Below are 22,290 nucleotides of genomic sequence, written 5' to 3'. Positions count from 1 at the left end.
GTTCGTTTTAAAAATTTGCGCAAAAGTAGTGCCTTGTTCCAGAATGGTTGCTATGAATTTTTTTGGAGAAATGTTGTATTTTCTCCTTGCTTGATAAAATAATTATTAGACGTGGTAAATTGAATGTGTTAAGGGGAAAATTGAATATTGATAATGTCGCATAAATCTCCATCTTTGCAGAAAAAATAAAAATGGAAAAGATTATTGAACATATTGGTATCGAAACGCTGAAGCGATACGGCGGACAGAACTGTTGTTTGGATGACTATCTGTTCGTGACCGACCGCTTGGAGAACATTCTGGCTGGAGGTAAAACAATCAAGATGGAAGTCCTTCTGATGATTTATTGCATGGAAGGCGAGGTAAAGTTGGAATTGAACAATCAGACTTGTCATTTGAAGGCTGATGATCTGTTGGTGAGTCTGCCGAATATGCTGATTGGTGAGGTGCTGGCTTCTCCTTCTTATAAGGTGAAAATCATTGGCTTGTCGAATCGGTTTATACAACGGCTGACGCAGACTGAAAAATATACTTGGAAATCATTCCACTATCTACATCGAAATCCTGTCAAGCACTTTGATGAAGAAAACAAAGAGCTGTTCAATCAATATTTGGGATTGATTGAACGCAAACTGGCATTGTGTGAAGACCCTTATCAGAAAGAAATATTGTTGTATTTGTCCTCCGCCTTTTTTGTGGAATTAGTTGCGGCTATCAGTCTGCAGACAGTTGTTTCCAATGAAGATATGCGTACTTTGGTCAATCGTCCGGACTTTATTTTCAAGCGTTTTATGGAAACAATGGCGGCGGATAGTGGCAGACATCGGACCTTAGAATATTATGCCGATTTGTTTTGTTATTCGCCCAAATACTTGTCGCGTATCATTAAACGCATCAGCGGAAAGAATGCCTTGACGTTGATTCACGAGAATGCCATAGAGCATATTATTCGTGAATTGAAGCATTCCAGCAAAAGCATCAAGGAGATTGCGGCCGATTTCGAATTTTCCAACGTTTCGTTTTTTGCCCAATATGTCAAGAAGCATTTGGGGGTAACACCTTCCGAATTTCGGAGCAATGTCAAGGCAGATAAAGAGGTCTCAGCCTTCTGAGAGCCTTCGGATTGTTTTTTTAGTTTGCGAATGCAGCCTTGTCAATAAGGTTGCATCCGCAGGGTGTGAATAGGAACTTAGCGGTCGAAGCGCAGTGCCTCGCCCCGATAGCTTTCGTCGACTTCGCGGCCGTCGTAAACGGTATGTCCGTTGACGAAGGTGCGCTCCACGTGCCAGTCGAAGGTGTGTCCCTCCAGCGGACTCCAGCCGCACTTGCTTTGGATGAGGCTCTTCTCCAGCGTCCAGGGGGTGTCGGGGCGCACCAGCACGAGGTCGGCCTTCCAGCCTTCGCGGATGAAGCCGCGTTCGCAGATACCATAAAGCTGGGCAGGGGCGTGGCACATCTTCTCCACAACCTTCTCTATCGTAAAGATGCCTTCATTTACCAGCTGGAGCATGCTCACGAGCGAGAACTGCACCATCGGCATGCCTGATACGGCTTTCAGCGCGCCGCCCTTCTTCTCAGTAATGAGGTGGGGGGCATGGTCGGTGGCGATGACGTCTATCACGTCGTCGTTGACGGCACGGCGCAGGGCGTCGCGGTCGGCCTTGGTCTTCACCGCGGGGTTGCATTTGATGAGGGTGCCCAGCGTGCGGTAGTCGGTTTGGCTGAACAACAGATGGGCCACACAAGCCTCGCCTGTAATCTTCTTGCCGCTGACGGGGCCTGCCTCGAGCAGGTTCAGTTCGCGGGCGGTGGAGAGGTGGAGCACATGCAGGCGGGCACCCGTTTCGCGCGCCAGCTTCACGGCCAGGCTCGACGAGGCGTAGCAGGCGGCCGAAGAGCGGATGTTGGGGTGCTTGCTGACGGGCACGTCGTCTTCGTCGGCATATTGTGCCTTATATTTCTCTGTGTTTTTTCGGATGATGGCAGGGTCCTCGCAATGGACGGCGATGAGCAGGTCGGTGCTGCCGAAGATGGCGCGCAGGCTTTCCATGCGGTCCACCAGCATGTTGCCCGTGCTCGAACCCATGAAGAGTTTGATACCGCACACGCGCGAACGGTCCAGGCGGGCAAAGTCGCCGTAGTTGTTGTTCGTAGCGCCGAAGTAGCACGAGTGGTTCACGATGCAGCGTTCGTCCAGCAGGTTGAGCTTGGCGTCGAGGGCTTCGAGGGTGGTGGTTTGCGGCAGGGTGTTGGGCATGTCCATGATGCTGGTCACGCCTCCTGCGGCCGCCGCCCGGCTTTCGCTGAGGATGTCGGCCTTGTGCGTCAGGCCCGGGTCGCGGAAGTGCACGTGGTCGTCGATGGCACCCGGCAGCAGGTAGCAGCCAGTGGCGTCGATGGTTTCGTCGCAGGGGGCGGAGAGGGGTTTGCCGTGGGTCAGTACCTCGGCGATGCGGCCCTGGTCGGTGATGACTACGGAGCCTTGTATGGTTTGTCCCTCGTTGACGATGAGGGCGTTGTGGATGAGGGTACGTTTCATGTCTGTTAGCCGTTAATTTTAGGATACTTCTTGAACCAGCTGTCCCACTTTAGGCGGATGACGCCGAAGACGGCTTCGCCGAAGATGCTGGAGTTCATTTTCGAGGTGCCCAGCTCGCGGTTGATGAAGATGACGGGCACTTCCTTCACACGGGCGCCGCACTTGTAGGCGGTGAACTTCATCTCGATCTGGAAGGCATAGCCCTTGAAGCGGATGGAGTCGAGGTCGATGGTTTGCAGCACGCGGCGGCGGTAGCACACGAAGCCCGCCGTGGTGTCGTGGATGGGCAGGCCCGTGATGATGCGCACGTATTTCGAGGCGAAGTAGGACATCAGCACGCGTCCCATGGGCCAGTTTACCACGTTGACGCCGCTCACGTAGCGCGAACCGATGGACACGTCGGCTCCCTCTTCGGCACAGGCCTTGTAGAGGCGGGGCAGGTCCTTGGGGTTGTGGCTGAAGTCGGCGTCCATCTCGAAGATGTATTCGTAGTCGTGCTCCAGCGCCCAGCGGAAGCCTGCGATGTAGGCTGTGCCCAAGCCCAGCTTGCCGCGGCGCTCCACCATGAACAGGCGGTCGGCGAACTCTTCGCGTTGCAGGCGGCGGACAATCTCGGCCGTACCGTCGGGCGACCCGTCTTCGATGACCAGGATGTGGAACCCGTGCTCCAGGGCAAAGACGGCCCGTATGATGTTCTCGATATTCTCCCGCTCGTTGTAGGTCGGGATGATGACGATGCTGTCTGATGTATGCATATCTTCTGTGGATTGTAAATGTGCCACAAATGTAGTGTTTTCCATTGTTTTTTCAGTAGGAAAACAGTGCTTTTCTTTGCGGCGGATGTATTCTTATCCATTTTCTTCGTAATTTTGCACAGATAATTTTCACGCACATGAGCTTTACGATTACCGAACTGCAACAACGATACGCCGCCCATCCGCAGATCGAGGCGGCCTTGCGCCTGCTGGCCGACGACCAGCTGAAACACCTCTTTGTGGGCGGGCTTCACGGCTCGTCGGCTTCCTTGATGGCCTCGGTGCTGGTGGGGCGGGCAGGTCGCCCGTTCGTCTTTGTGCTGGGCGATGGTGAGGAGGCGGGTTACTTCTACCACGACTTGGTGCAGGTGCTGGGCGACGGGCAGGTACTCTTCTTCCCTTCATCCTTCCGCCGCGCCATCAAGTATGGCCAGAAGGATGCCGCCAACGAAATCCTCCGCACCGAGGTGCTCAGCCGCCTGCAGAAGGACAGCCGCGGCTTGTGCATCGTCACCTTCCCCGACGCGCTGGCCGAGAAGGTGGTGTCGCAGGGTGAACTCGAGGAGAAGACGCTCACCCTCCACGTGGGCGAGCAGGTGGACATGACATTCGTCACTGAGGTGCTCCACAGCTACGGCTTCGAGCATACCGACTATGTCTATGAACCCGGTCAGTATGCCGTGCGAGGCAGCATCATTGACGTATTCTCCTTCTCCAGCGAATACCCCTTCCGCATCGACTTCTTCGGCGACGAGGTGGAGAGCCTGCGCACCTTCGAGGTGGAGACGCAGCTGTCCAAGGAGAAGCGGGAGAGCGTGGTCATCGTGCCCGACCTCAGCAATGACCTCTCGGCAGGAGGCACGGGCGGCATGGTGTCGTTCCTCGACTTCCTGCCCGCCGACACCATCCTGGCCATGCGCGACTTCCTGTGGCTGCGCGAACGCATCCAGCAGGTGCACGACGAAGCTCTCACTCCCCAAGCCATCGCCGCCCGCGAGGCGGAGGAGAACGGTGACATCCGTTTGGAGGGCAAGCTCATCGACGGCGGCGAGTTTACCGTCCGTGCCCTCGACTTCCGCCGCCTGGAGTTCGGCACCAAGCCCACAGGCACGCCCGACGCTTCGCTTCAGTTCGACACGTCGGCGCAACCCATTTTCCACAAGAACTTTGACCTCGTGGCCGACAGCTTTGCCCGTTATCTGGCCGACGGCTATACCATCTATATCTGTAGCGACAGCACCAAGCAAACCGACCGCATCCGTGCCATCTTCGAGGAGCGTGGGGGCGAGAAGATCACCTTCACGGCGGTGGAGAAGACCTTGCACGAGGGCTTTGCCGACAACCAGTTGCGCCTGTGCGTCTTCACCGACCACCAGCTGTTCGACCGCTTCCACAAGTACAACCTCAAGAGCGACAAGGCCCGTAGCGGCAAGGTGGCCCTCTCGCTGAAGGAGCTCAACCAGTTCCAGCCGGGCGACTATGTGGTGCACACCGACCACGGCGTGGGTCGCTTTGCCGGCTTGGTGCGTATCCCCAACGGCAACACCACGCAGGAGGTCATCAAGCTCGTCTATCAGAACGACGACGTGGTGTTCGTCTCCATCCACTCCCTCCACAAGGTGTCCAAGTACAAGGGCAAGGAGGGTGAAGCGCCCCGCCTCAACAAGCTGGGCACGGGTGCGTGGGAGAAGTTGAAGGACCGCACGAAGAAGAAAATCAAGGATATTGCCCGCGACCTCATCAAGCTCTACTCGCAACGCCGCGAGGAGAAGGGCTATCAGTTCAGCCCCGACAGCTTCCTGCAACGCGAGCTCGAAGCCTCGTTCCTCTACGAAGACACGCCCGACCAGAGCAAAGCTACGGCCGACGTGAAGGCCGACATGGAGAGCGCCCGGCCGATGGATCGCCTGGTGTGCGGCGACGTGGGCTTTGGTAAGACGGAAGTGGCCGTGCGCGCCGCCTTCAAGGCCGCGTGCGACAACAAGCAGGTAGCCGTCCTGGTGCCCACCACCGTCCTTGCCTACCAGCACTTCCAGACGTTCAAGGAGCGCCTGAAAGACCTGCCCTGCCGCGTGGAGTACCTGAGCCGCGCCCGCACCGCCGCCCAGGCGAAGGCCGTCATCAAGGGATTGGCCGCAGGCGAGGTGAACATCCTCATCGGTACCCACCGCATCCTGGGCAAGGATGTCAAGTTCAAGGACCTGGGCCTGCTCATCATTGACGAAGAGCAGAAGTTCGGCGTCAGCGTCAAGGAGAAGCTCCGCCAGCTCAAGGTGAATGTCGATACGCTCACCATGACCGCCACGCCCATCCCCCGCACCCTGCAATTCTCGCTGATGGGTGCGCGCGACCTCAGCGTCATCCAGACGCCGCCACCCAACCGTTACCCCGTTCAGACAGAGGTACATACCTTCAACGAGGAAGTCATCATCGACGCCATCAACTTCGAGATGAGCCGCAACGGACAGGTGTTCTTCGTGAACAACCGCATCTCCAACCTGCCCGAGCTGAAGGCCATGATCGAGCGCAACATACCCGACTGCCGCGTGTGCATCGGTCACGGCCAGATGGAGCCGGCCGAGCTGGAGAAAATCATCTTCGACTTCGTGAACTACGACTACGACGTGCTCATCGCCACCACCATCATCGAGAGCGGCATCGACATCCCCAACGCCAACACCATCATCATCAACCAGGCGCAGAACTTCGGCTTGAGCGACCTGCACCAGATGCGCGGGCGTGTGGGACGCAGCAACAAGAAAGCCTTCTGTTACCTGTTGGCCCCTCCGTTGTCCAGCCTGACGCCCGAAGCCAAGCGCCGCCTGCAAGCCATCGAGAACTTCTCCGACCTGGGCAGCGGCATCCACATCGCCATGCAGGACCTCGACATCCGCGGGGCGGGCAACATGCTGGGCGCCGAGCAGAGCGGCTTCATCGCCGACCTGGGTTACGAAACCTACCAAAAGATCTTGACCGAAGCCGTGCGCGAGTTGAAGAACGACGAGTTTGCTGACCTCGTGGCCGAAGAGCAGCAGGCGGCCGACGGCAGCGGGCAGATCAGCGGCGAGCAGTTTGTGAACGAATGTCAGGTGGAGAGCGACCTCGAACTCCTCTTGCCTGCCACCTACGTTACGGGCAGCAGCGAGCGCATGCTCCTCTATCGCGAGCTCGATTCGCTGGTGCTCGACAAGGATGTTGATGCCTTCCGCGCCCGCCTCGAAGACCGTTTCGGCCCTGTGCCGCCCGAGACGGAAGAGTTGCTGCGCATCGTGCCCCTGCGTCGTCTGGCCGCCCGTCTGGGAGCCGAGAAGGTGTTCCTCAAAGGTGGCCGCATGACCCTCTTCTTTGTGTCCAACCCCGACAGCCCTTACTATCAGAGCCAGGCCTTCGGCAAGGTCATCGCCTACATGATGAAGTACACCCGCCGTTGCGACTTGCGCGAGCAGAACGGCAAACGCAGTATGCTGGTCAAGGACGTGCCTACGGTCGAAGAAGCCGTTGCCACCCTGCAGGAAATGGTGGCGATGGCGGTGGAAGAATAAGTGGTGGAATTTCTGTTTCCGCCTCCTACAGGTTGCAGAACAGGTTCACGAAGAAGGGCACGCTCAGGTCGATGAGGATGCCGTGGAAGATGGCGATGGGCATCACCTCCTTGCCCGAGCAGCGCGTGATGGAGGGCAGCAGCACGTCCATCGAGTTCACGCCCGCGGCCGAGATGGGAGCCAGCTGTCCGAAGTATTTGCGGATGAGGGGTGCACCCACCAGCGACATCATTTCGCGGATGATGTTGCTCAGCAGGGCGATGGTGCCCAGCTCCGTGGCCAGCTGGAGGCCGATGGAAGGCTCCTTGAACTGCGTGATGAGGATGGACGACAGCGAGTAGTAGGCAAATCCGCTGCCCACGGCCATGCAGTCGAACACGCTCCACTGGCTCAGCAGCAGGCTTGCCGCGGCCGAGAAGGCCAGGGTGCCTGTGATGGTGGCTGCCGGCACCAGCAGCATCTTGGGGCTTAGTTTCTTCAGTTCCTGTTGCAGGCCTCGGTTGCTTCCGATGCCGATGCCCACCTGCAGCATCAGGGCATAGAGGATGCAGAGCGACCAGTTGTGCATGTTTGCCTCCGGTTGGAAGCCGGCGCCGGCTAGGCAGCCGATACCGAAGATGGCGAGTACAATCAGATTGTTCTTCATTTCTCTTCTCCTTTCTCAAAAAACAGTTGGAAAACGATGCGTGCGGCTACGATGCTGCCTGCCAGGCTCAGTACGGCCAGTATGGCCGCCTGCCATCCCACGCGCCCCAGGTTTTCTACGATGAGGCGGTTGGAGCCGATGGACAGGCCCAGCACAAACAACAGGACAGTAATGGTGAGCGAAGTGCTCTTCTCGATATTTTTCAGAAACTTCCCGTCGTGCAGGAAGCGGCCGATGACGATACCGGCCAGCATGGTACATATAATGCTGAACATAACGATTCTCTCTTTCTTTTTTTTGAGGTTGAACACAATGAACGGGGCGGGCAGACGTCATGCGTGCCTGCCAGATAGATAGAGGTCAAAAAAAATAGGGGAGGAGGGAAACTTAGATGAACCCGCTGAACCAGTGGACGTGTACCGTCTGCTGGCTGTCCGTACCTTTGTGCAGGCGGACTTTCCGACAGGTCCTGTTCAATATGTGTAACGTCTGGTTCATGAGTCTTTTTCTTGGTTTTGCGGCCGCAAAGGTATCGCTTTTATGAATATATACCAAATAAATATGCAGAAATATTTCTTTTTCTCCCTTTGTATCCCTAAAACTCTTCGTCCAACCGTTGTATATCTGACGTGCGTGCCTTAATTTTGGGCGTCATTTCAAGAAGCGAAACCATGGCCGACTTGTACAAGGGAAATCTGACGGAAGGCAGCATCACGGGCACGATGCTCCGCTTTGCCTTTCCGCTGATGCTGGGCAACCTGTTGCAGCAGTGCTACAACGTGGCCGATACGCTCATCGTGGGGCGTGTGTTGGGCGCCGATGCCCTGGCCGCCGTGGGTTCGTCGTATGCCCTCATTGTGTTTGTCACGTCCATCTTCATCGGCCTTTGCATGGGGTGCAGTGCCGTGTTCTCCATGCAGTATGGCGCGCGCGAGTTCGACGGCTTGCGGCGCAGCATCTTCTCGTCCATGCTCATCGTGGGCGGCGTCACGCTGGTGCTCAACGTGGCTTCGCTCCTCTGGCTGACGCCCGTTATCCGTCTGCTCCACACGCCGTCCGAGGTAGAGCCGCTGGCGCGCAGCTACCTCTTCATCGTCTTCCTGGGCATGGTGCCTGTGTGCGTCTACAATTTTTACGCCTTCCTGCTCCGTGCGGTGGGCAATTCCGTGGTGCCCCTCTGCTTCCTGCTCGTGTCCGTGGTGCTCAACATCGGGCTCGACCTCCTCTTCATGCTCGGTTTGCACATGGGCGTCGAGGGAGCGGCCCTCGCTACGGTAGTGGCTCAGACGGTGGCCGCCCTGGGGCTTTATCTTTATACCCGTCACCGTTTCCCCGCTCTGCGCCTGCGCAAGGCCGATCGGGTGGTCGACTTTCCGTCCATCCGCCGCCTGTCCTCCTATTCGTTGCTGACGTGCGTCCAGCAGTCGGTCATGAACTTCGGCATCCTCCTGGTGCAGGGCTTGGTCAACAGCTTCGGCACGGCCGTCATGGCCGCCTTTGCCGTGGCGGTGAAGATCGATTCCTTCGCCTACATGCCCGTGCAGGACTTCGGCAACGCCTTCTCCACCTTCATCGCCCAGAACTTCGGAGCCGGCCGCACCGACCGCATCCGTCGTGGCATCCGTAGTGCCGTGTGGCTCACCACTGCCTTCGCCCTGCTCGTCTCCGCCCTCGTCTTTGTGGGCGCTCCCTGGCTGATGTCGCTCTTCGTCTCTCCGTCCGAAGCAGAGATTATCGCCATCGGAGTGGAGTATCTGCGCATCGAAGGCAGCTTCTACGTGGGCATCGGCTACCTCTTCCTGCTCTACGGCTTCTATCGCGCCGTGGCCCTTCCCTCCATGTCGGTGGTGCTCACGGTGGTGTCGCTGGGCACGCGCGTGTTGCTGGCCTATCTGCTGGCTTCGTTGCCCCAGGTGGGCTATACGGGCATCTGGTGGTCCGTCCCCATCGGTTGGGCGCTGGCCGATGTTGTGGGCGTGTGGTACTACCGCTCCAAGCCGAACTTCTTCCGATAGTACGACTCCGCCGTGTAGAGCGCGGCGGCGGGGTTGTTGCCCGTCACGCGGTCCTTGGTGACGAGGGTGGTGGCGTAGGCCTCGGAGTACTTGTAGAACAGGCTGTCGTGCCCCACGCAGAGGCCGATGACCACGTTCAGGTCCGTCCGCGCCTCGTTCAGCAGGCGCGCCTGCAGGATGGGGTTGCACATGGCCGCCCCGATGGATTCGCACGCCTGCGGGATGCCGATGGACGACTTCGCCTTGCCCGCCACCTTGCAGATCACCGCCAGTGGTTCGAAGCCGTTGGCTTGCAGGATGCGGGCGAAGATGCGTGCCTCGCGGATGAGGCCGATGCAGTGGGCGATGCCTATCTTGTGTGCCCCTATCTTTCGGGCAAACTCCATGATTTCCTGTACGCGTGTCCATTGGCAGTAGCCTTCGTATTCCACTTCGGCGCTGGCTACCATGATGTCGTGGTTGCACGGCTCGTCGTAGCGCTCCAGCGCCCATTGCAGGTCTTCCTCCTTCAGGTGGGTGGTGGGGCAGAATTCGGGATACGTGCGGTTCTGGTACTTACAGTTCTGTGTGCCGCAATCCACGCACGAGTGGCGGGTGGGGGATGAGGGTTGTTCGGAGGTATTCATAGGGTAGATAATGTTTTATGATTGTTATGCAAATATACTGTTAAAACGAATTCAATGTTTCGTCGGGGACTATTTCATTTAGATTAATTATGTTGTAAAATTCACCATTCTTCCCTTCTTTTATTAAAAGGCAATTTTTGTGACTCCATTCTTTCCACATTCCTTGTGAATCAATCCTAAGTACAATAGTAGGTATATTTTTGAGAGGCGACTCATTGTTTAAACAGGGCTGAATGAATATTGGGGTAAGTTCGTTTGATGTGTTGAATATTTTTAGTGATATATTCCCTCTTTTTATATCTTCTCTTTTACATTCGTTGTATAAAGGTCTTAAGCTTACAGGGCTTTCTTGGTGTTTTTCTATGAAAATATTTCTGGCTTTGAATTCTTTTTCGATATAATCTAAAACTTCTTCTTTATTTTTATTTGTCAGAGATGTTTTGGATTCATTTTTAAATAAATCTTCTAAATAAAGAGTATTCTTGCTTGGTAATTCTTTTATACAACATGGTTCTTCTTTTTCCTTTTTTTGATTCGTTTGTTCCTTTGAGGGTCTTTCATGTTTCCTTTCTTCGATGTTGTGGAAGATGGATTGTCCACATGGATAGATGGTTATTCCTGTGTAACTGGTGAATTCTTTTAAGCTTTGTTCGTCCTCTATTTTTAGATATATGTTTTTTGTGTTGCTTTTTTTCTTTATATTGAAGAAACCTTCTTTTATGCAATAGAGAAATAAAGGTGTTTTCTTAGGTTGCATTGAATGATAGAATTTCAAACCATACGCAAATTTGTTTATCTTGAAACGCTCACACGAATTGTAATAACAACTCAGATTGTGGCTTATGCTTCCAACTTGTAGGCGCAGACTTTTCTTGTAGTAACATTGCTCTAACTGAGAGATACAGGTGTTCAATATATTGCCTATCTTTTGACTGTATAAAAAATTAAAGTCAATATTGTTGAATGATTTCGTGTCATTTTTAATTATTTTGATTCTGATTTTGGAAGTTGCATGTTTATATATTCTATGGAATAATTCATTGGTTTTGTAGTAATTACAAAAGTACGCATACGAAGGATTCGGCTGTATGGGTGTATTGATCTCTCTACTTTTCTTACATATACCTTTGAAGTTATAGTGTTGGCAAATGGAACAATTCTTTAGATTATACCCTAACGAAATAGCGTAGTAAAAGAATTCGGTTTTTTCAAGTTTCCCGTCGTAAACGGAGATATCCAGAAGAGTGTGTTCAAATTGAGGAGTTTCAATGTTTTTACAGCTTATTTGATGTGTCGGTATATATGAATATTTGCCAGAACTAAATAATACATATTTTTGTATGATATAATTTATTTCCATAGGCTCATATATATTTTTAATAGGGAAATTATATGTTTGCCCACAAAGCTCTGTTTTGTTTTCTATTATCTGGATATCTTCTTCTGATTGGATGGGTATTTCAATGATAGGAAGTTTAGAATTGATTTTGTCTTGGGTACAAGGGTGTGTAACGAAAATTTCTATGAGTATAGGTTTTATTCCTGTTATAGTGTTTTCTAATAATAAATCAGCTCGAAAGTCTTTTATTGACTTCTCTATACTACACAGATTGTAGTATTTCTTTAGATTGACAAGTTTGTCTCTCTCTTTGATGCAGAGATGTTTGTTTGTTGCAAATTCGCAATTTTCGACAGATGAGCATATTACTTTTTCACGAAGTTTTATGAAGAATGATTCGCTCTTGTCGAATTTCTCCTTGATTTTGATTTTTGCTAATTGGTGTAGATACGTCTCATTATTACAGGGAAATCCCTCTGTGTCGAATTTATGGGCGAAATGTTTTTGTTTTTTCTCTCCTAATTTGGCAATAAGTTCTCTTCCGCATGAGGGGCAATGGTAGTTTGAGTGAATTCGATGTTCCTTATTTATCATAGAGATATCAATAATATGATTCTCTTCATCCAAAGCATATTGATATTTTATAGGTTGCTTCATAATGTTAGTTGTGTTTTTCTGTGGTTGTAAAACTCTTAAGCTGGATTGTTGAAAAGTATGAATATAAGCGGCTACGAATGAAAAGAAAAAATGGACACTTGATTACTCTTGTTACAGAACTTTTTGCGAGTATAATTTCGCCAAGTGGTTCAATGATAAAGAAAAGTTTTAACTTTGCTGTTTTATCTTTACTATGTTTATAAATGATGACAATGTTTCTATTTCAGCTTGGAACTCCTTATCAAACGAACTTAGATAAGGAGCCGGTACAACCAATTTCAAGTGATTATGTTTCATCTCTCTCAATTGATTTTTGGAAATACCTTGTTGCAAAGTGAACAGATATTTAGTTTCAATACGGTCTGCCTCATTCAAAACTTGACGCCAACGATCTTTACAAGTTGTCTTGGCCCCTAAGAAAACCAGTTTGTCTGCCGGAAATAAGAGATTGTGGTACGCTTCTCCGCCAGGAAACAAGAAATCAGGTTTCTTATTGTCTTCTGTTACAGCTTGTTCTTCGTATTTTAATTTTGCAGCTGTAAAAATGGTGGCAAGATGATGTTCCAAGGACTTCCCTGCACGGGATTTACGACGGTTGAGGATGATGTTGGAAAATTTAACTAATTCTTGACAGCTTGGAAATGGTGTGCTATAAATAGGAGCATATATTTTTTCCTCAAAATTGCGAAATAGAGTATATTCCGTATCAATCCACTTCAACAATTGCTTGTCAGGAGATTTACAAATGTCATTATCTGTAATTTGATGGGCTTCATTGTAAATTTCTCTGGCAAACTTTGCCATTTGATTTGTTTCAGGAAAATCAGTGTTTAGAGAAATGAGTTTTTGAATGCTCGTTTCCAGTTGCTTTTCAGGAGTTATTGCTTGAGAAATGTCAATCAATTGATTGGTCATTTCCGGTGATAAATTAAAGAAAGCGAAGAAATCATCTATGTCTTGGTCGGATTGTAATACAAAACCATCATAATAATCTTCACTTTGTTTGGCAATGATGAGTAAATCCCCCACATTATCTTCTTCAAAGAAAGGAAAGCATTTCCCGAATCGGGTAATTCGGTATTCATTACGTGTTCCCTGCCCGTAATAAATAAAACGGCTGTCTGTGGTGAATTTGTCTTGCCATTTTACTTTTACCATTTTATCTTTATTTTCACCCTTCACTCCCGGAGTGTCAAATAAAAGTGCGGCTGCGCATTTTGGTATGTAAAAACCTGCTTGATGCGAACCGTTTTTACCGGTATCGTTAGCAGTAATAAAGCGACAAAATGCGTATTGGGCGTTTTGTACTTTATTTATTGCACTATTTAATATTTCGCTCATATATTATTGTCGGTTAACATAGTTTTTACTAATTGTTCAGAAACAGCAGTGATAAGAGGCACGACAACAGAATTTCCACATTGTCTGTAAGCTTGCACGTCAGAAACTTGGTTGAGGCGATATTTATCAGGATATCCCATCAATCGAGCACATTCACGGGGTGAAAGTTTGCGAGGGTTCTTACCTTCACCTTGTGGTATCAGAATTTCTGAACCATCTTTGTAATACCGTGCGCTAAGTGTTCTTGAAATACCATTGAGATCCGTCAATCCATAACCAAAGCCGTTGCCTTTCGCACGGTGCTTTTCGGCATAGTTTTGTAAGTAGTTCCATAATTTGTCACTCAACGTATATTTTTCATCAATGTTTGGGTCAAGTATATCTTTAATACTTCGAGTAGCCTGTTCTTGTTTAGGAAAAGTAAATTGTTCTTCTCCATGAAAAATATCACGATTAAAGCCTACTATCATGATACGTTCCCTATGCTGGGGCACGTAAGTTTGCCCATCCATCACGAGATAATGAATCGAATAGCGTAATTCTTCCAATGTACCTTTTATGACTTTAAACGTATTGCCTTTGTCATGTGACATTAGATTTTTCACGTTTTCCAAAAAAAACGCTTTAGGACGATGGCGACTGATAATATCAGCTACATCGAAAAACAAAGTGCCTTGCGTTTTGTCCTTGAACCCAGTTTCGCGTCCGAGGCTTTTTTTCTTTGAAACGCCTGCAATGGAAAATGGTTGACAAGGAAAACCTGCACAGAGCACATCGAATTCTTGGGGAATAAAACTTTTGGTTACATCTTTTGTAATATCCCCAAAAGGCATTTCTCCAAAGTTTGCCATGTAGGTTTTTTGGGCGTATTTGTTCCATTCTGAGGAAAAAACGCACTTGCCACCCTGAGCTTGCATGGCTAAACGGAAGCCACCCATGCCGGCAAATAAATCTATAAAAGTAAATTTAGGTTCTCCCGGGTCGGGAAACGGCACATTGAAAAAATCAGCAAACAAATCATAAGCAATAGGATCTTCTGCCACCTTTGTTGCATATTCTTCTGTTATTTCCTCGTTCTTGATCTCTTTTTTTCGCTCCAAGAACTCACGAATTGCATTTATCACTTCCTTTCTATAATCATTATCTTCGATATTACCGTTGTTATGCAAATAATGGCTAAGCACGGCAAGCTGATTCTCCCAACTGATTTCTCCGTACAATTTTATACCGTTTTGCTCATCAATTTCCTCCGGGAAATCAACGAGTTTGATATTTTGTATATTTGTCTTTGTTTCTATCATTCAATTTATTAGTCAATTAATGCTTGCAAAAATACATTTTTTTATTGAGAATATCGAATGGCGAAATTATAAATATCTCGATATTTCATTCTGACCATTTATAAGGTTTCATATTTGTCAGTAATATCCTTTTTTGTATTTGTTTTATTGGGTGTGGTTGTTTGGTAGCAGTATTCACTTTCCGCTTCCGCAGCCATCCCCATGCCGCTGCCTTCTTCCTGCTCTGTATAAGGCTTGGCTTGACGGATGGAATAATCCTGTAGGAAAATTTGGTTCAGGGTGTGGACGATACTTTTTAAGGTCAGTTCGCGGTTCTTGGGCTTGAGCTGGCACTCCCACACCTGGATGACGTGCCAACCCATACGGCGGAGCTGGAGGCGTTCGGCAAGGTCGCGCTCGCGGTTGCGCTCGATCTTGGCTTGCCAGAAGTCGGTACGGGTTTTGGGAAGGACGAAGTAGCGGCAGCCTTCATGGCCGTGCCAGAAGCAGCCGTTTACGAAGATGACGGTGCGATACTTGCGCAGCACGATGTCGGGCGTGCCGGGCAGGCGGCGGACGTTGATGCGAAAACGCAGCCCATTGGCAAACAGGAACCTACGCACCAAAACTTCGGGCTTGGTGTTGCGGCTGCGGATGCTGGACATGCACTTGTGCCGCTGTTCGGGTGTAAGTTTGTCTGCCATGCGATAACAAGGTTCTCAACAGCATGCAAACTTAACGAAAATTCTTCATCTTTCAGCTCCGGCTGATGAAAAATGAGGTGTTCGGACAGAACATCTGCATCCTGCCTGCAGCTTGTATATATCCTCCGGACAGATTGTCCGCATCGTGCAGACAGGCTGTTTGCGTTGCCAAAGTCCATAGTTAGCTCGCCAGAGTCCATAGTTAGCCTGCCAAAGTCCATAGTTACGCCGCTAATGTAGGCAGTTTGGAATGGGGATGTGCCACCCTGCCACCTATCTATACAACTTCCTTACGCGCGCGCGGGGGAGAGTGACTGTTAATGTGAATTAACTTAACAGTTAGGGACGTTATTGTCATATATAAAAAAGTTGATTTTTAGGGTGGAAGGGTGGCACATATTTCCCCTTTTTCTTAAATTTGCCACAGAACCCCGCAAATCGAAAAGACAAATGGACAGAAAACGTGTAATCAAACGGCTGGCGGCCTTGCTGGGGTGGATGCAATGGAGAAGCCCGCAGGCGATGAACCCGAGGGTGATGTTCGATTAGGGAAAACAATGACCAAAACGAGATAGAAAGGATATGGCTTTTCTGATTACGACCGTTGAAACGCAGGGCGACCTGACGGGCAGGAGCCACTGGTGGGGCGCACCCGACCTGCCGAAGGACGTGGCATATCCCTGCGTGGCCGTGGACGACGGCGAGGGCAGGCACTACGACGAGCCGCTGACCTTCGTCTGCCAGATACGTTGCGCCGACCTGGCGCCGCTGGACGGCGAGAACCTGCTGCCCCACAGGGGGATGCTCTACTTCTTTGCGCCGCTGGATTATTTCCTGGGGGAACACGAGTCGCCGCTCGACTATCACACAAGGCCTGTGGTGATTTACGACGAGCGGGAGGAGGGGTTGGAGCCCTACGACCTGCGCTGGGAGGACACGGACGAGAGCGTGTTCCGCCCTGCCGAGGCGATGGACTTCGGCGTGGCGGGCGAGGCCAGGGGCGACGGACACCGCCTGCTGGGCCTGCCCTATCAGGAGGAGGTGGAAGGAGAGCATCCGGGCTGCCTGTCGCTGCTCCAGATAGACGAGGACGACCGCTGGGGGCTGCGCTTCTACGATTGCGGCATGTATTACTTCCTCCTCTCCAAAGAGAACCTCCGAGCACGCTGCTGGGACAGGGTGGAAGGGGCGTTGTTCTTCTACTGAACGGATGGCAAAGGCGGAGCTCTTCTCTGGCGGGGAGATTTATCGGCCCGATTGTTGGGCGCATCGGCAGATTTTCACTACATTTGTAAGCCGACTTCGGACAAACTTTCCTAGGGTTGGACAAGTGCGGTGTGAGACAACATAAACAGAAAAATTTTTATCTTATCAGAAACGATGAAAAATACACTTTTGAGAAAGTCCGTACAGGCGTTGGCGCTGGCGTGCGGATGTCTGTATGCAGGCGCGGCATCGGCGCAAAACGACAATCTGGTGTTACACTACAACCGACCGGCGGAATACTTTGAGGAGGCGCTGGTGATAGGCAACGGCACGATGGGGGCCATCGTCTATGGCGGCACGCAACGCGACGTGCTCTCGCTGAACGACCTGACCCTCTGGACGGGCGAGCCCGACCGCAAGGTGACCACGCCCGACGCCCATCGGTCCATCCCCGTCATCCGCGAGTTGCTGGACAACGAGGACTACCGCGGAGCCGACCGCGAACAGCGCAAGGTGCAGGGACACTATAGCGAGAACTACCAGCCCTTGGGGCAACTGACCGTCACCTATCTGGACGAGCCGGCCGAGATAACCGCCTACCGCCGCTCGCTGGACATCGGCAACGCCACCGCACGGACGCAGTACCTCCGTGGAGGCAAGGCGCAGGCGTGCGACTACTTTGCTTCGGCGCCCGACTCGGTGATTGTGTTGCGCCTGACCTCGGCAGGCGAGAAGGGTATCAGGGCTCTGCTCTCGTTCAGCTCGCAACTGCCTCATGCCACGTCGGCCGCCGGCAACGAGATGGCCGTCGAAGGTTATGCGGCCTATCATTCCTATCCGTCTTATTACAAAGGCGTCAAGGAGAAACATCTGTACGACCCCGAACGGGGGACACGCTTCCGCACGCTGGTCAGGGTGCTGACGCAGGGCGGTAGCGTGAAGAGTTTCCCCTCGGGTGAACTGAAGATTGAGGGCGCACGCGAGGCGCTGGTGCTGGTGGCCAACGTGACGAGTTTCAACGGCTTCGACAAGGACCCTGCCCGCGAGGGACGCGACTACCGCGGATTGGTGGAGCGGCGCATGGAGCGTGCGGCGGCCAAGACCTACGACGAGCTGAGGGCGGCGCACGTGGCCGACTACAAGCACTACTTCGACCGCGTGAAGCTGGACTTGGGGCAGACGGCACCCGAAATAGCGGCCCTGCCCACCGACGAGCAGCTGAAGCTCTACACGGACAAGCAGCAGGCAAACCCCGCGCTCGAAGCGCTCTACTTCCAGTTCGGACGCTACCTGCTCATCTCGAGCTCGCGCACGCCGGGCGTGCCCGCCAACCTGCAGGGCCTGTGGAACGAACGCATCCTGCCGCCCTGGAGCTGCAACTACACTACGAACATCAACCTGGAGGAAAACTATTGGGCGGCGGAGACGGCCAACCTGAGCGAAATGCACCGCCCGCTGATGGACTTCATCGCCAACCTGAGCCGCACGGGTGCAGAGACGGCCAAGGCTTACTATGGCGTGGACAAGGGCTGGTGTCTGGGGCAGAACACGGACATCTGGGCCATGACCTGCCCCGTGGGCCTGAACGTGGGCGACCCCTCGTGGGCTTGCTGGACGATGGGCGGCGCATGGCTCTCTACCCACATCTGGGAGCGCTACCAGTTCACGCGCGACAAGGAGTTCCTCAAGCAATATTACCCTGTCCTGAAGGGGGCGGCAGAGTTCTGCCTCGGCTGGCTCGTGGAGAAGGACGGCAAGCTGATGACCTCGCCCGGCACCTCGCCCGAGAACAAGTTCGTGACGCCCGACGGCTATGTGGGCGCCACCTCCTACGGCTGTACGTCCGACCTGGCCATGACGCGCGAATGCCTGATGGACGCCGCCAAGGCCGCCGCCGCGCTGAAGACCGACAAGGACTTCCAGAAGCAGGTGGAGCGGACGCTGACCCGCCTTTTGCCCTATCGCGTGGGAGCCGACGGCAACCTGCAGGAGTGGTATCACGACTGGAAGGATCAGGATCCGCAACACCGCCATCAGTCGCATCTGTTCGGCCTCTATCCGGGTCATCACCTCTCTGTAGCGGCCACGCCCGACCTGGCCAAGGCATGCGCCCGCACGCTGGAAATCAAGGGTGACAACACGACGGGATGGAGCACGGGTTGGCGCGTCAATCTCTATGCCCGCCTGCACGACGGCAAGAACGCCTACCACATCTATCGCCGCCTGCTCCGCCTGGTGAGCCCCGACGGCTACAAAGGGGAGGACGCCCGACGCGGAGGCGGTACGTATCCCAATCTGCTGGACGCCCATTCGCCCTTCCAGATCGACGGAAACTTTGGCGGTTGTGCAGGCGTCATCGAGATGCTGATGCAATCTACCGAGAGCTCCATCAGCTTGCTGCCCGCCCTGCCTGAGGCGTGGAAGGACGGCCGCGTGGAGGGTATCTGCGCCCGCGGTGGCTTCGTGGTGGACATGACGTGGAAGGACGGCCGCGTGACCGACCTGCGCATCACCGCCCGCGCCGACGGCAAGACACAGCTCTGCTTCAACGGACAGAAGAAGCGCATCAGTTTGAAGGCGGGCGAGAGCTGGGAAATGGAGGATTAGGTTTTAGGTATTAAGTATTAGGTTTTAGGTTTTGCGTATGGAAAGGAATGCGTGGAAAGGTTGGCGGACGACGGTTTGCTTGATGCTTGTGTCGTGTGTCGTGGCATTGTCGGCTTCGCACGGAGGTTTCCGCAACGTGACCATCGACAACATCGAGGTGTATGACACCTTCCGCTCGGCCATTGCCATCGAGACGGTGGATGGCGGCGGGTTGGAAAACGTGCGGGTGACACGTGTACAGGCAAGGAATACGGGCAATCCGCTCTTCATCCGCTTGGGACACCGTGCGGGCGAGAAACCCGGCTACCTGCGCAACATTTATATCGGCCAGATGAAGGTGGAGGTACCTTTCGGACGGCCGGATGAGGATTATGACCTTCGGGGACCGGCGGTGACTTTCTTCCACAATCCGATACCTTCGTCCGTCACGGGCATCCCTGGCTCGCAGGTGGAGAATGTGGTGATAGAGGATGTGGAGATACGCTATCCGGGCAGGGCAACGAAGGGGATGGCCTACGTGCCCCTGTGGCGGCTCGATGCCGTGCCCGAGGCCGTGGAAGAGTATCCTGAATTTATTTTCTGCCCCCTCTGTTGCCGCCGTACAGCTTGTCGATCAGGTCGGAGCGACCGATGCGGCGCAGCTCGTTGACGATGTTGCGACGCTCCTCGGGCTTGTACCAAAAGAAGAACTGGCGCTGAGCCAGCTTCTCGCGTTGCGTCTTGGCGCTGAACACAGGTTCGAGGGTGTAGGGATGGTAACCTGTGTACCACGCCTCCGTGCTGACGGTCATGGGTGTGGGCGTGAAGTCCTGCACCTGCTCCAGGTGGAAATCGAGCCGCTTGGTGATGACGGCCAGTTCGGCCATGTCTTCCTCATGGCAACCGGGGTGGCTGGAGATGAAGTAGGGGATGAGCTGCTGGCGCAGGCCCTCCTCCTGGTTGATGCGGTCGAAAATCTTTTTGAACGTCTCGAACTGGGCGAATGGCGGCTTGCGCATGACGTTCAACACACGGTCGCTGGTGTGCTCGGGCGCCACCTTCAGGCGTCCGCTGACGTGGCGGGCGATGAGTTCGCGGGTGTATTCGCGGGTGCTTTGGTTCACCTTCGGATCCTTGCTCTCATGGAGCAGGAGGTCGTAGCGCACTCCGCTGCCGATGAACGACTTCTTGATACCGGGCAGGGCATCGACGGCGTGGTAGATGTCGAGCAGAGGGCGGTGGTCGGTATTCAAGTTGGGACACACCTTGGGATGGATGCACGAAGGCCGCTTGCACTTCTTGCACAGGTCGAGGTTGGTGCCCTGCATGCGGTACATGTTGGCGCTGGGTCCGCCCAGGTCGCTCAAGTAGCCCTTGAAGTCGGGCAGCTCCATGACAGCCTTCACCTCACGTAGGATGCTCTCCTTGCTTCGGCTCATGATGAACTTTCCCTGATGGGCGGAGATGGTGCAGAAGGCGCATCCGCCGAAGCATCCGCGGTGGATGTTGACAGAGTGCTTGATCATGTCGTAGGCGGGGATGCGCTTGCCTTTGTACTTGGGATGGGGCAGGCGCGTGTAGGGCAGGTCGAACGAATGGTCGAGCTCCTCGGTTGTCAGGGGCGGGTAGGGCGGATTGACTACCACCAATTGCTTGCCTACCTTTTGCAGGATGCGCGCGGCGGCATACTTGTTGCTTTCTTCCTCGATGTGGCGGAAATTGGCGGCCTCCTTCTTCTTGTCCTTCAGGCATTCTTCGTGGGAGTAGAGGGTGATGTCGCCCTCCACAGGGCTGACTTCGCGGGCAAGGTAGGCGGTCTGGGGAACGTCGTCCAGCGGGCGTCCCTCCATCAAGCGGCGGGTCAGTTCGACAATGGGCTTCTCACCCATGCCATAGATGAGCAGGTCGGCTCCGCTATCCACCAGGATGCTGGGGCGCACACGGTCTTGCCAATAGTCGTAGTGCGTCAGGCGTCGCATACTGGCCTCGATGCCTCCCAAGAAGACGGGCACGTCGGGGAAGAGTCGTTTCAGGATTTGCGTATAGACGATGGAGGGGTATTCGGGGCGCATGTCGGGGCGCGCGTCGGGCGTATAGGCATCGTCGCTGCGCAGGCGTTTGTTGGCGGTGTATTTGTTCACCATGGAGTCCATGCAACCGGCCGATACGCCGAAGAACAGGCGCGGACGACCCAACTTCTTGAAGTCTCGCAGGTCGTCGCGCCAGTTGGGTTGGGGGACGATGGCCACACGCAGCCCTTCCGCCTCCAGTATGCGTCCGATGACGGCGGCGCCGAACGAGGGATGATCCACATAGGCATCGCCGCTGAAGATAATTACGTCCAGTTCGTCCCACCCGCGGAGTTCCACTTCTTTTTTGGTCGTGGGCAACCAATCTGTCAGTCTGTATTCTTTCATGGGCACAAAGATACGACCTTATTTTGTAAATTGCACGGTCATCTGCTCGCCGTCGTAGATTTCGCGGAAACCGATGTGCTGTTCGGCCAGGTATTCCTTCAGGTCGTTGAAGGCGGAGGCATTGTCCATGACAATCTCCAGCGTCTCGCCAGAGGGGGCTTCACACAAAGCCTTGATGGCGGGAATGAGTGGGCTGTAGTGCGATGTGCCGCACGTGTTAATGGTTTTCATGTTCATTCTTCTTCCTCTTCTTCTGGGCAATGTTCGGGCAGCCATTGCAGGTAGAGCCTGATGAGTTGCTGGAGTCCGAAAGCCTTCATGTTGTTGTGGTAGATGACGTCGATGCAGAGGTCCAGCAGGTCTTTGCTGTCTTCTACTTGTGCGGCAATCAGTGAACGGATGTTCAGCTTCAGCTTGTCGAGCACCGTTTCGTCCACGATGCCGTTGCTGTCTATCAGATGCTGGAACAGTCCGTATTTCTGGATGGTGGCGAGGTGTTCGTCCGACACTTCGATGCTGCGTGTGCCGCTTGTATTGGCTTGTATGGTGTACATGTCTTTTTAAGTTTAAAGGTTGATAATTTATACTTCGATTGCAGCAAAGATAGTGTTTTCGTGATATATTCTGCTATATGGGG

General features: G+C 53.1%; 18 protein-coding genes. 6 read left to right on the top strand and 12 right to left on the bottom strand.

The features are described 5' to 3' along the window. Positions 1–191: 191 nt before the first annotated feature. Positions 192–1,112, top strand: coding sequence for a helix-turn-helix domain-containing protein (locus BQ8005_RS08700; protein WP_075317779.1), 921 nt, complete (start codon positions 192–194; stop codon positions 1,110–1,112). Positions 1,113–1,189: 77 nt separating this feature from the next. Here BQ8005_RS08700 and BQ8005_RS08695 read toward each other — a convergent pair whose 3' ends face one another. Together BQ8005_RS08695 and BQ8005_RS08690 are read right to left on the bottom strand one after the other, a co-directional pair. After that, positions 1,190–2,539, bottom strand: a complete 1,350-nt coding sequence (locus BQ8005_RS08695; protein WP_075317778.1) for a dihydroorotase — start codon at positions 2,537–2,539, stop codon at positions 1,190–1,192. A gap of 5 nt (positions 2,540–2,544) precedes the next feature. After that, the gene (locus tag BQ8005_RS08690) at positions 2,545–3,294 is read right to left on the bottom strand and encodes a polyprenol monophosphomannose synthase (protein WP_075317777.1); all 750 of its coding nucleotides are present in this window, start codon (positions 3,292–3,294) and stop codon (positions 2,545–2,547) included. 137 nt (positions 3,295–3,431) lie between these two features. On the opposite strand from BQ8005_RS08690, the gene mfd reads away from it, so the two are divergent. Continuing rightward, the gene (gene mfd / locus BQ8005_RS08685) at positions 3,432–6,836 is read left to right on the top strand and encodes a transcription-repair coupling factor (RefSeq protein WP_075317776.1); all 3,405 of its coding nucleotides are present in this window, start codon (positions 3,432–3,434) and stop codon (positions 6,834–6,836) included. A gap of 25 nt (positions 6,837–6,861) precedes the next feature. Here the strand turns inward: mfd and BQ8005_RS08680 are convergent, their stop codons facing one another. Then, complete coding sequence (locus BQ8005_RS08680; RefSeq protein WP_075317775.1) at positions 6,862–7,482, bottom strand: LysO family transporter; 621 nt, start codon at positions 7,480–7,482, stop codon at positions 6,862–6,864. Next, complete coding sequence (locus tag BQ8005_RS08675; protein WP_075317774.1) at positions 7,479–7,757, bottom strand: LysO family transporter; 279 nt, start codon at positions 7,755–7,757, stop codon at positions 7,479–7,481. Before BQ8005_RS08675 ends, BQ8005_RS08680 begins: the two co-directional genes overlap by 4 nt. Before the next feature lie 396 nt (positions 7,758–8,153). On the opposite strand from BQ8005_RS08675, the gene BQ8005_RS08670 reads away from it, so the two are divergent. Next, a complete protein-coding gene (locus BQ8005_RS08670; RefSeq protein ID WP_075317773.1) occupies positions 8,154–9,497 on the top strand; it encodes an MATE family efflux transporter in 1,344 nt (447 codons plus the stop codon). Here BQ8005_RS08670 and BQ8005_RS08665 read toward each other — a convergent pair. From BQ8005_RS08665 to BQ8005_RS08645, 5 genes are all read right to left on the bottom strand, one after another. Continuing rightward, the gene (locus BQ8005_RS08665) at positions 9,467–10,123 is read right to left on the bottom strand and encodes a DUF1847 domain-containing protein (protein ID WP_075317772.1); all 657 of its coding nucleotides are present in this window, start codon (positions 10,121–10,123) and stop codon (positions 9,467–9,469) included. The genes BQ8005_RS08670 and BQ8005_RS08665 overlap by 31 nt on opposite strands. Before the next feature lie 40 nt (positions 10,124–10,163). Further along, positions 10,164–12,119: a competence protein CoiA family protein gene (locus tag BQ8005_RS08660; protein ID WP_075317771.1), complete on the bottom strand. Its 1,956-nt coding sequence runs from the start codon at positions 12,117–12,119 to the stop codon at positions 10,164–10,166. 168 nt (positions 12,120–12,287) lie between these two features. Continuing rightward, the gene (locus tag BQ8005_RS08655) at positions 12,288–13,460 is read right to left on the bottom strand and encodes a type II restriction endonuclease (RefSeq protein ID WP_075317770.1); all 1,173 of its coding nucleotides are present in this window, start codon (positions 13,458–13,460) and stop codon (positions 12,288–12,290) included. Continuing rightward, positions 13,457–14,761 (bottom strand): DNA (cytosine-5-)-methyltransferase, encoded by a 1,305-nt coding sequence (dcm, locus tag BQ8005_RS08650; protein WP_075317769.1) that lies wholly within the window; start codon positions 14,759–14,761, stop codon positions 13,457–13,459. The genes BQ8005_RS08655 and dcm overlap by 4 nt, the downstream gene beginning before the upstream one ends. Before the next feature lie 98 nt (positions 14,762–14,859). After that, the gene (locus BQ8005_RS08645) at positions 14,860–15,444 is read right to left on the bottom strand and encodes a very short patch repair endonuclease (protein WP_083610532.1); all 585 of its coding nucleotides are present in this window, start codon (positions 15,442–15,444) and stop codon (positions 14,860–14,862) included. 582 nt (positions 15,445–16,026) lie between these two features. Here BQ8005_RS08645 and BQ8005_RS08640 point away from each other — a divergent pair. The 3 genes from BQ8005_RS08640 to BQ8005_RS08630 all read left to right on the top strand — a co-directional run bounded on the left by BQ8005_RS08640 (position 16,027) and on the right by BQ8005_RS08630 (position 19,906). Next, positions 16,027–16,650 (top strand): DUF1963 domain-containing protein, encoded by a 624-nt coding sequence (locus BQ8005_RS08640; RefSeq protein ID WP_075317768.1) that lies wholly within the window; start codon positions 16,027–16,029, stop codon positions 16,648–16,650. A gap of 174 nt (positions 16,651–16,824) precedes the next feature. Next, complete coding sequence (locus BQ8005_RS08635; protein ID WP_083610531.1) at positions 16,825–19,257, top strand: glycoside hydrolase family 95 protein; 2,433 nt, start codon at positions 16,825–16,827, stop codon at positions 19,255–19,257. Positions 19,258–19,294: 37 nt separating this feature from the next. Beyond that, positions 19,295–19,906, top strand: coding sequence for a glycoside hydrolase family protein (locus BQ8005_RS08630; protein ID WP_075317767.1), 612 nt, complete (start codon positions 19,295–19,297; stop codon positions 19,904–19,906). Here the strand turns inward: BQ8005_RS08630 and BQ8005_RS08625 are convergent. The 3 genes from BQ8005_RS08625 to BQ8005_RS08615 are packed head-to-tail and all read right to left on the bottom strand — an operon-like array spanning position 19,830 to position 22,207. After that, a complete protein-coding gene (locus BQ8005_RS08625; protein ID WP_075317766.1) occupies positions 19,830–21,653 on the bottom strand; it encodes a YgiQ family radical SAM protein in 1,824 nt (607 codons plus the stop codon). The two genes, BQ8005_RS08630 and BQ8005_RS08625, sit on opposite strands and share 77 nt — an antisense overlap. Positions 21,654–21,671: 18 nt before the next feature. Then, a complete protein-coding gene (locus tag BQ8005_RS08620) occupies positions 21,672–21,884 on the bottom strand; it encodes a sulfurtransferase TusA family protein (RefSeq protein ID WP_075319059.1) in 213 nt (70 codons plus the stop codon). Positions 21,885–21,886: 2 nt separating this feature from the next. Then, a complete protein-coding gene (locus BQ8005_RS08615) occupies positions 21,887–22,207 on the bottom strand; it encodes a hypothetical protein (protein WP_075317765.1) in 321 nt (106 codons plus the stop codon). Positions 22,208–22,290 lie beyond the last annotated feature (83 nt).

This window comes from Bacteroides togonis, from assembly GCF_900130135.1.
Taxonomy (GTDB): domain Bacteria; phylum Bacteroidota; class Bacteroidia; order Bacteroidales; family Bacteroidaceae; genus Bacteroides; species Bacteroides pullorum.
This window is presented reverse-complemented; position numbering and strand designations above follow the sequence as displayed.

Coding starts and splice junctions, on each gene's coding strand:
- BQ8005_RS08655 (WP_075317770.1), bottom strand. CDS start 13,460: ATGAGCGAAATATTAAATAGTGCAATAAATAAAGTACAAAACGCCCAA.
- BQ8005_RS08635 (WP_083610531.1), top strand. CDS start 16,825: ATGAAAAATACACTTTTGAGAAAGTCCGTACAGGCGTTGGCGCTGGCG.
- BQ8005_RS08675 (WP_075317774.1), bottom strand. CDS start 7,757: ATGTTCAGCATTATATGTACCATGCTGGCCGGTATCGTCATCGGCCGC.
- BQ8005_RS08620 (WP_075319059.1), bottom strand. CDS start 21,884: ATGAAAACCATTAACACGTGCGGCACATCGCACTACAGCCCACTCATT.
- BQ8005_RS08690 (WP_075317777.1), bottom strand. CDS start 3,294: ATGCATACATCAGACAGCATCGTCATCATCCCGACCTACAACGAGCGG.
- BQ8005_RS08665 (WP_075317772.1), bottom strand. CDS start 10,123: ATGAATACCTCCGAACAACCCTCATCCCCCACCCGCCACTCGTGCGTG.
- BQ8005_RS08670 (WP_075317773.1), top strand. CDS start 8,154: ATGGCCGACTTGTACAAGGGAAATCTGACGGAAGGCAGCATCACGGGC.
- BQ8005_RS08625 (WP_075317766.1), bottom strand. CDS start 21,653: ATGAAAGAATACAGACTGACAGATTGGTTGCCCACGACCAAAAAAGAA.
- BQ8005_RS08630 (WP_075317767.1), top strand. CDS start 19,295: ATGGAAAGGAATGCGTGGAAAGGTTGGCGGACGACGGTTTGCTTGATG.
- mfd (WP_075317776.1), top strand. CDS start 3,432: ATGAGCTTTACGATTACCGAACTGCAACAACGATACGCCGCCCATCCG.
- BQ8005_RS08660 (WP_075317771.1), bottom strand. CDS start 12,119: ATGAAGCAACCTATAAAATATCAATATGCTTTGGATGAAGAGAATCAT.
- dcm (WP_075317769.1), bottom strand. CDS start 14,761: ATGATAGAAACAAAGACAAATATACAAAATATCAAACTCGTTGATTTC.
- BQ8005_RS08700 (WP_075317779.1), top strand. CDS start 192: ATGGAAAAGATTATTGAACATATTGGTATCGAAACGCTGAAGCGATAC.
- BQ8005_RS08680 (WP_075317775.1), bottom strand. CDS start 7,482: ATGAAGAACAATCTGATTGTACTCGCCATCTTCGGTATCGGCTGCCTA.
- BQ8005_RS08695 (WP_075317778.1), bottom strand. CDS start 2,539: ATGAAACGTACCCTCATCCACAACGCCCTCATCGTCAACGAGGGACAA.
- BQ8005_RS08615 (WP_075317765.1), bottom strand. CDS start 22,207: ATGTACACCATACAAGCCAATACAAGCGGCACACGCAGCATCGAAGTG.
- BQ8005_RS08640 (WP_075317768.1), top strand. CDS start 16,027: ATGGCTTTTCTGATTACGACCGTTGAAACGCAGGGCGACCTGACGGGC.
- BQ8005_RS08645 (WP_083610532.1), bottom strand. CDS start 15,444: ATGGCAGACAAACTTACACCCGAACAGCGGCACAAGTGCATGTCCAGC.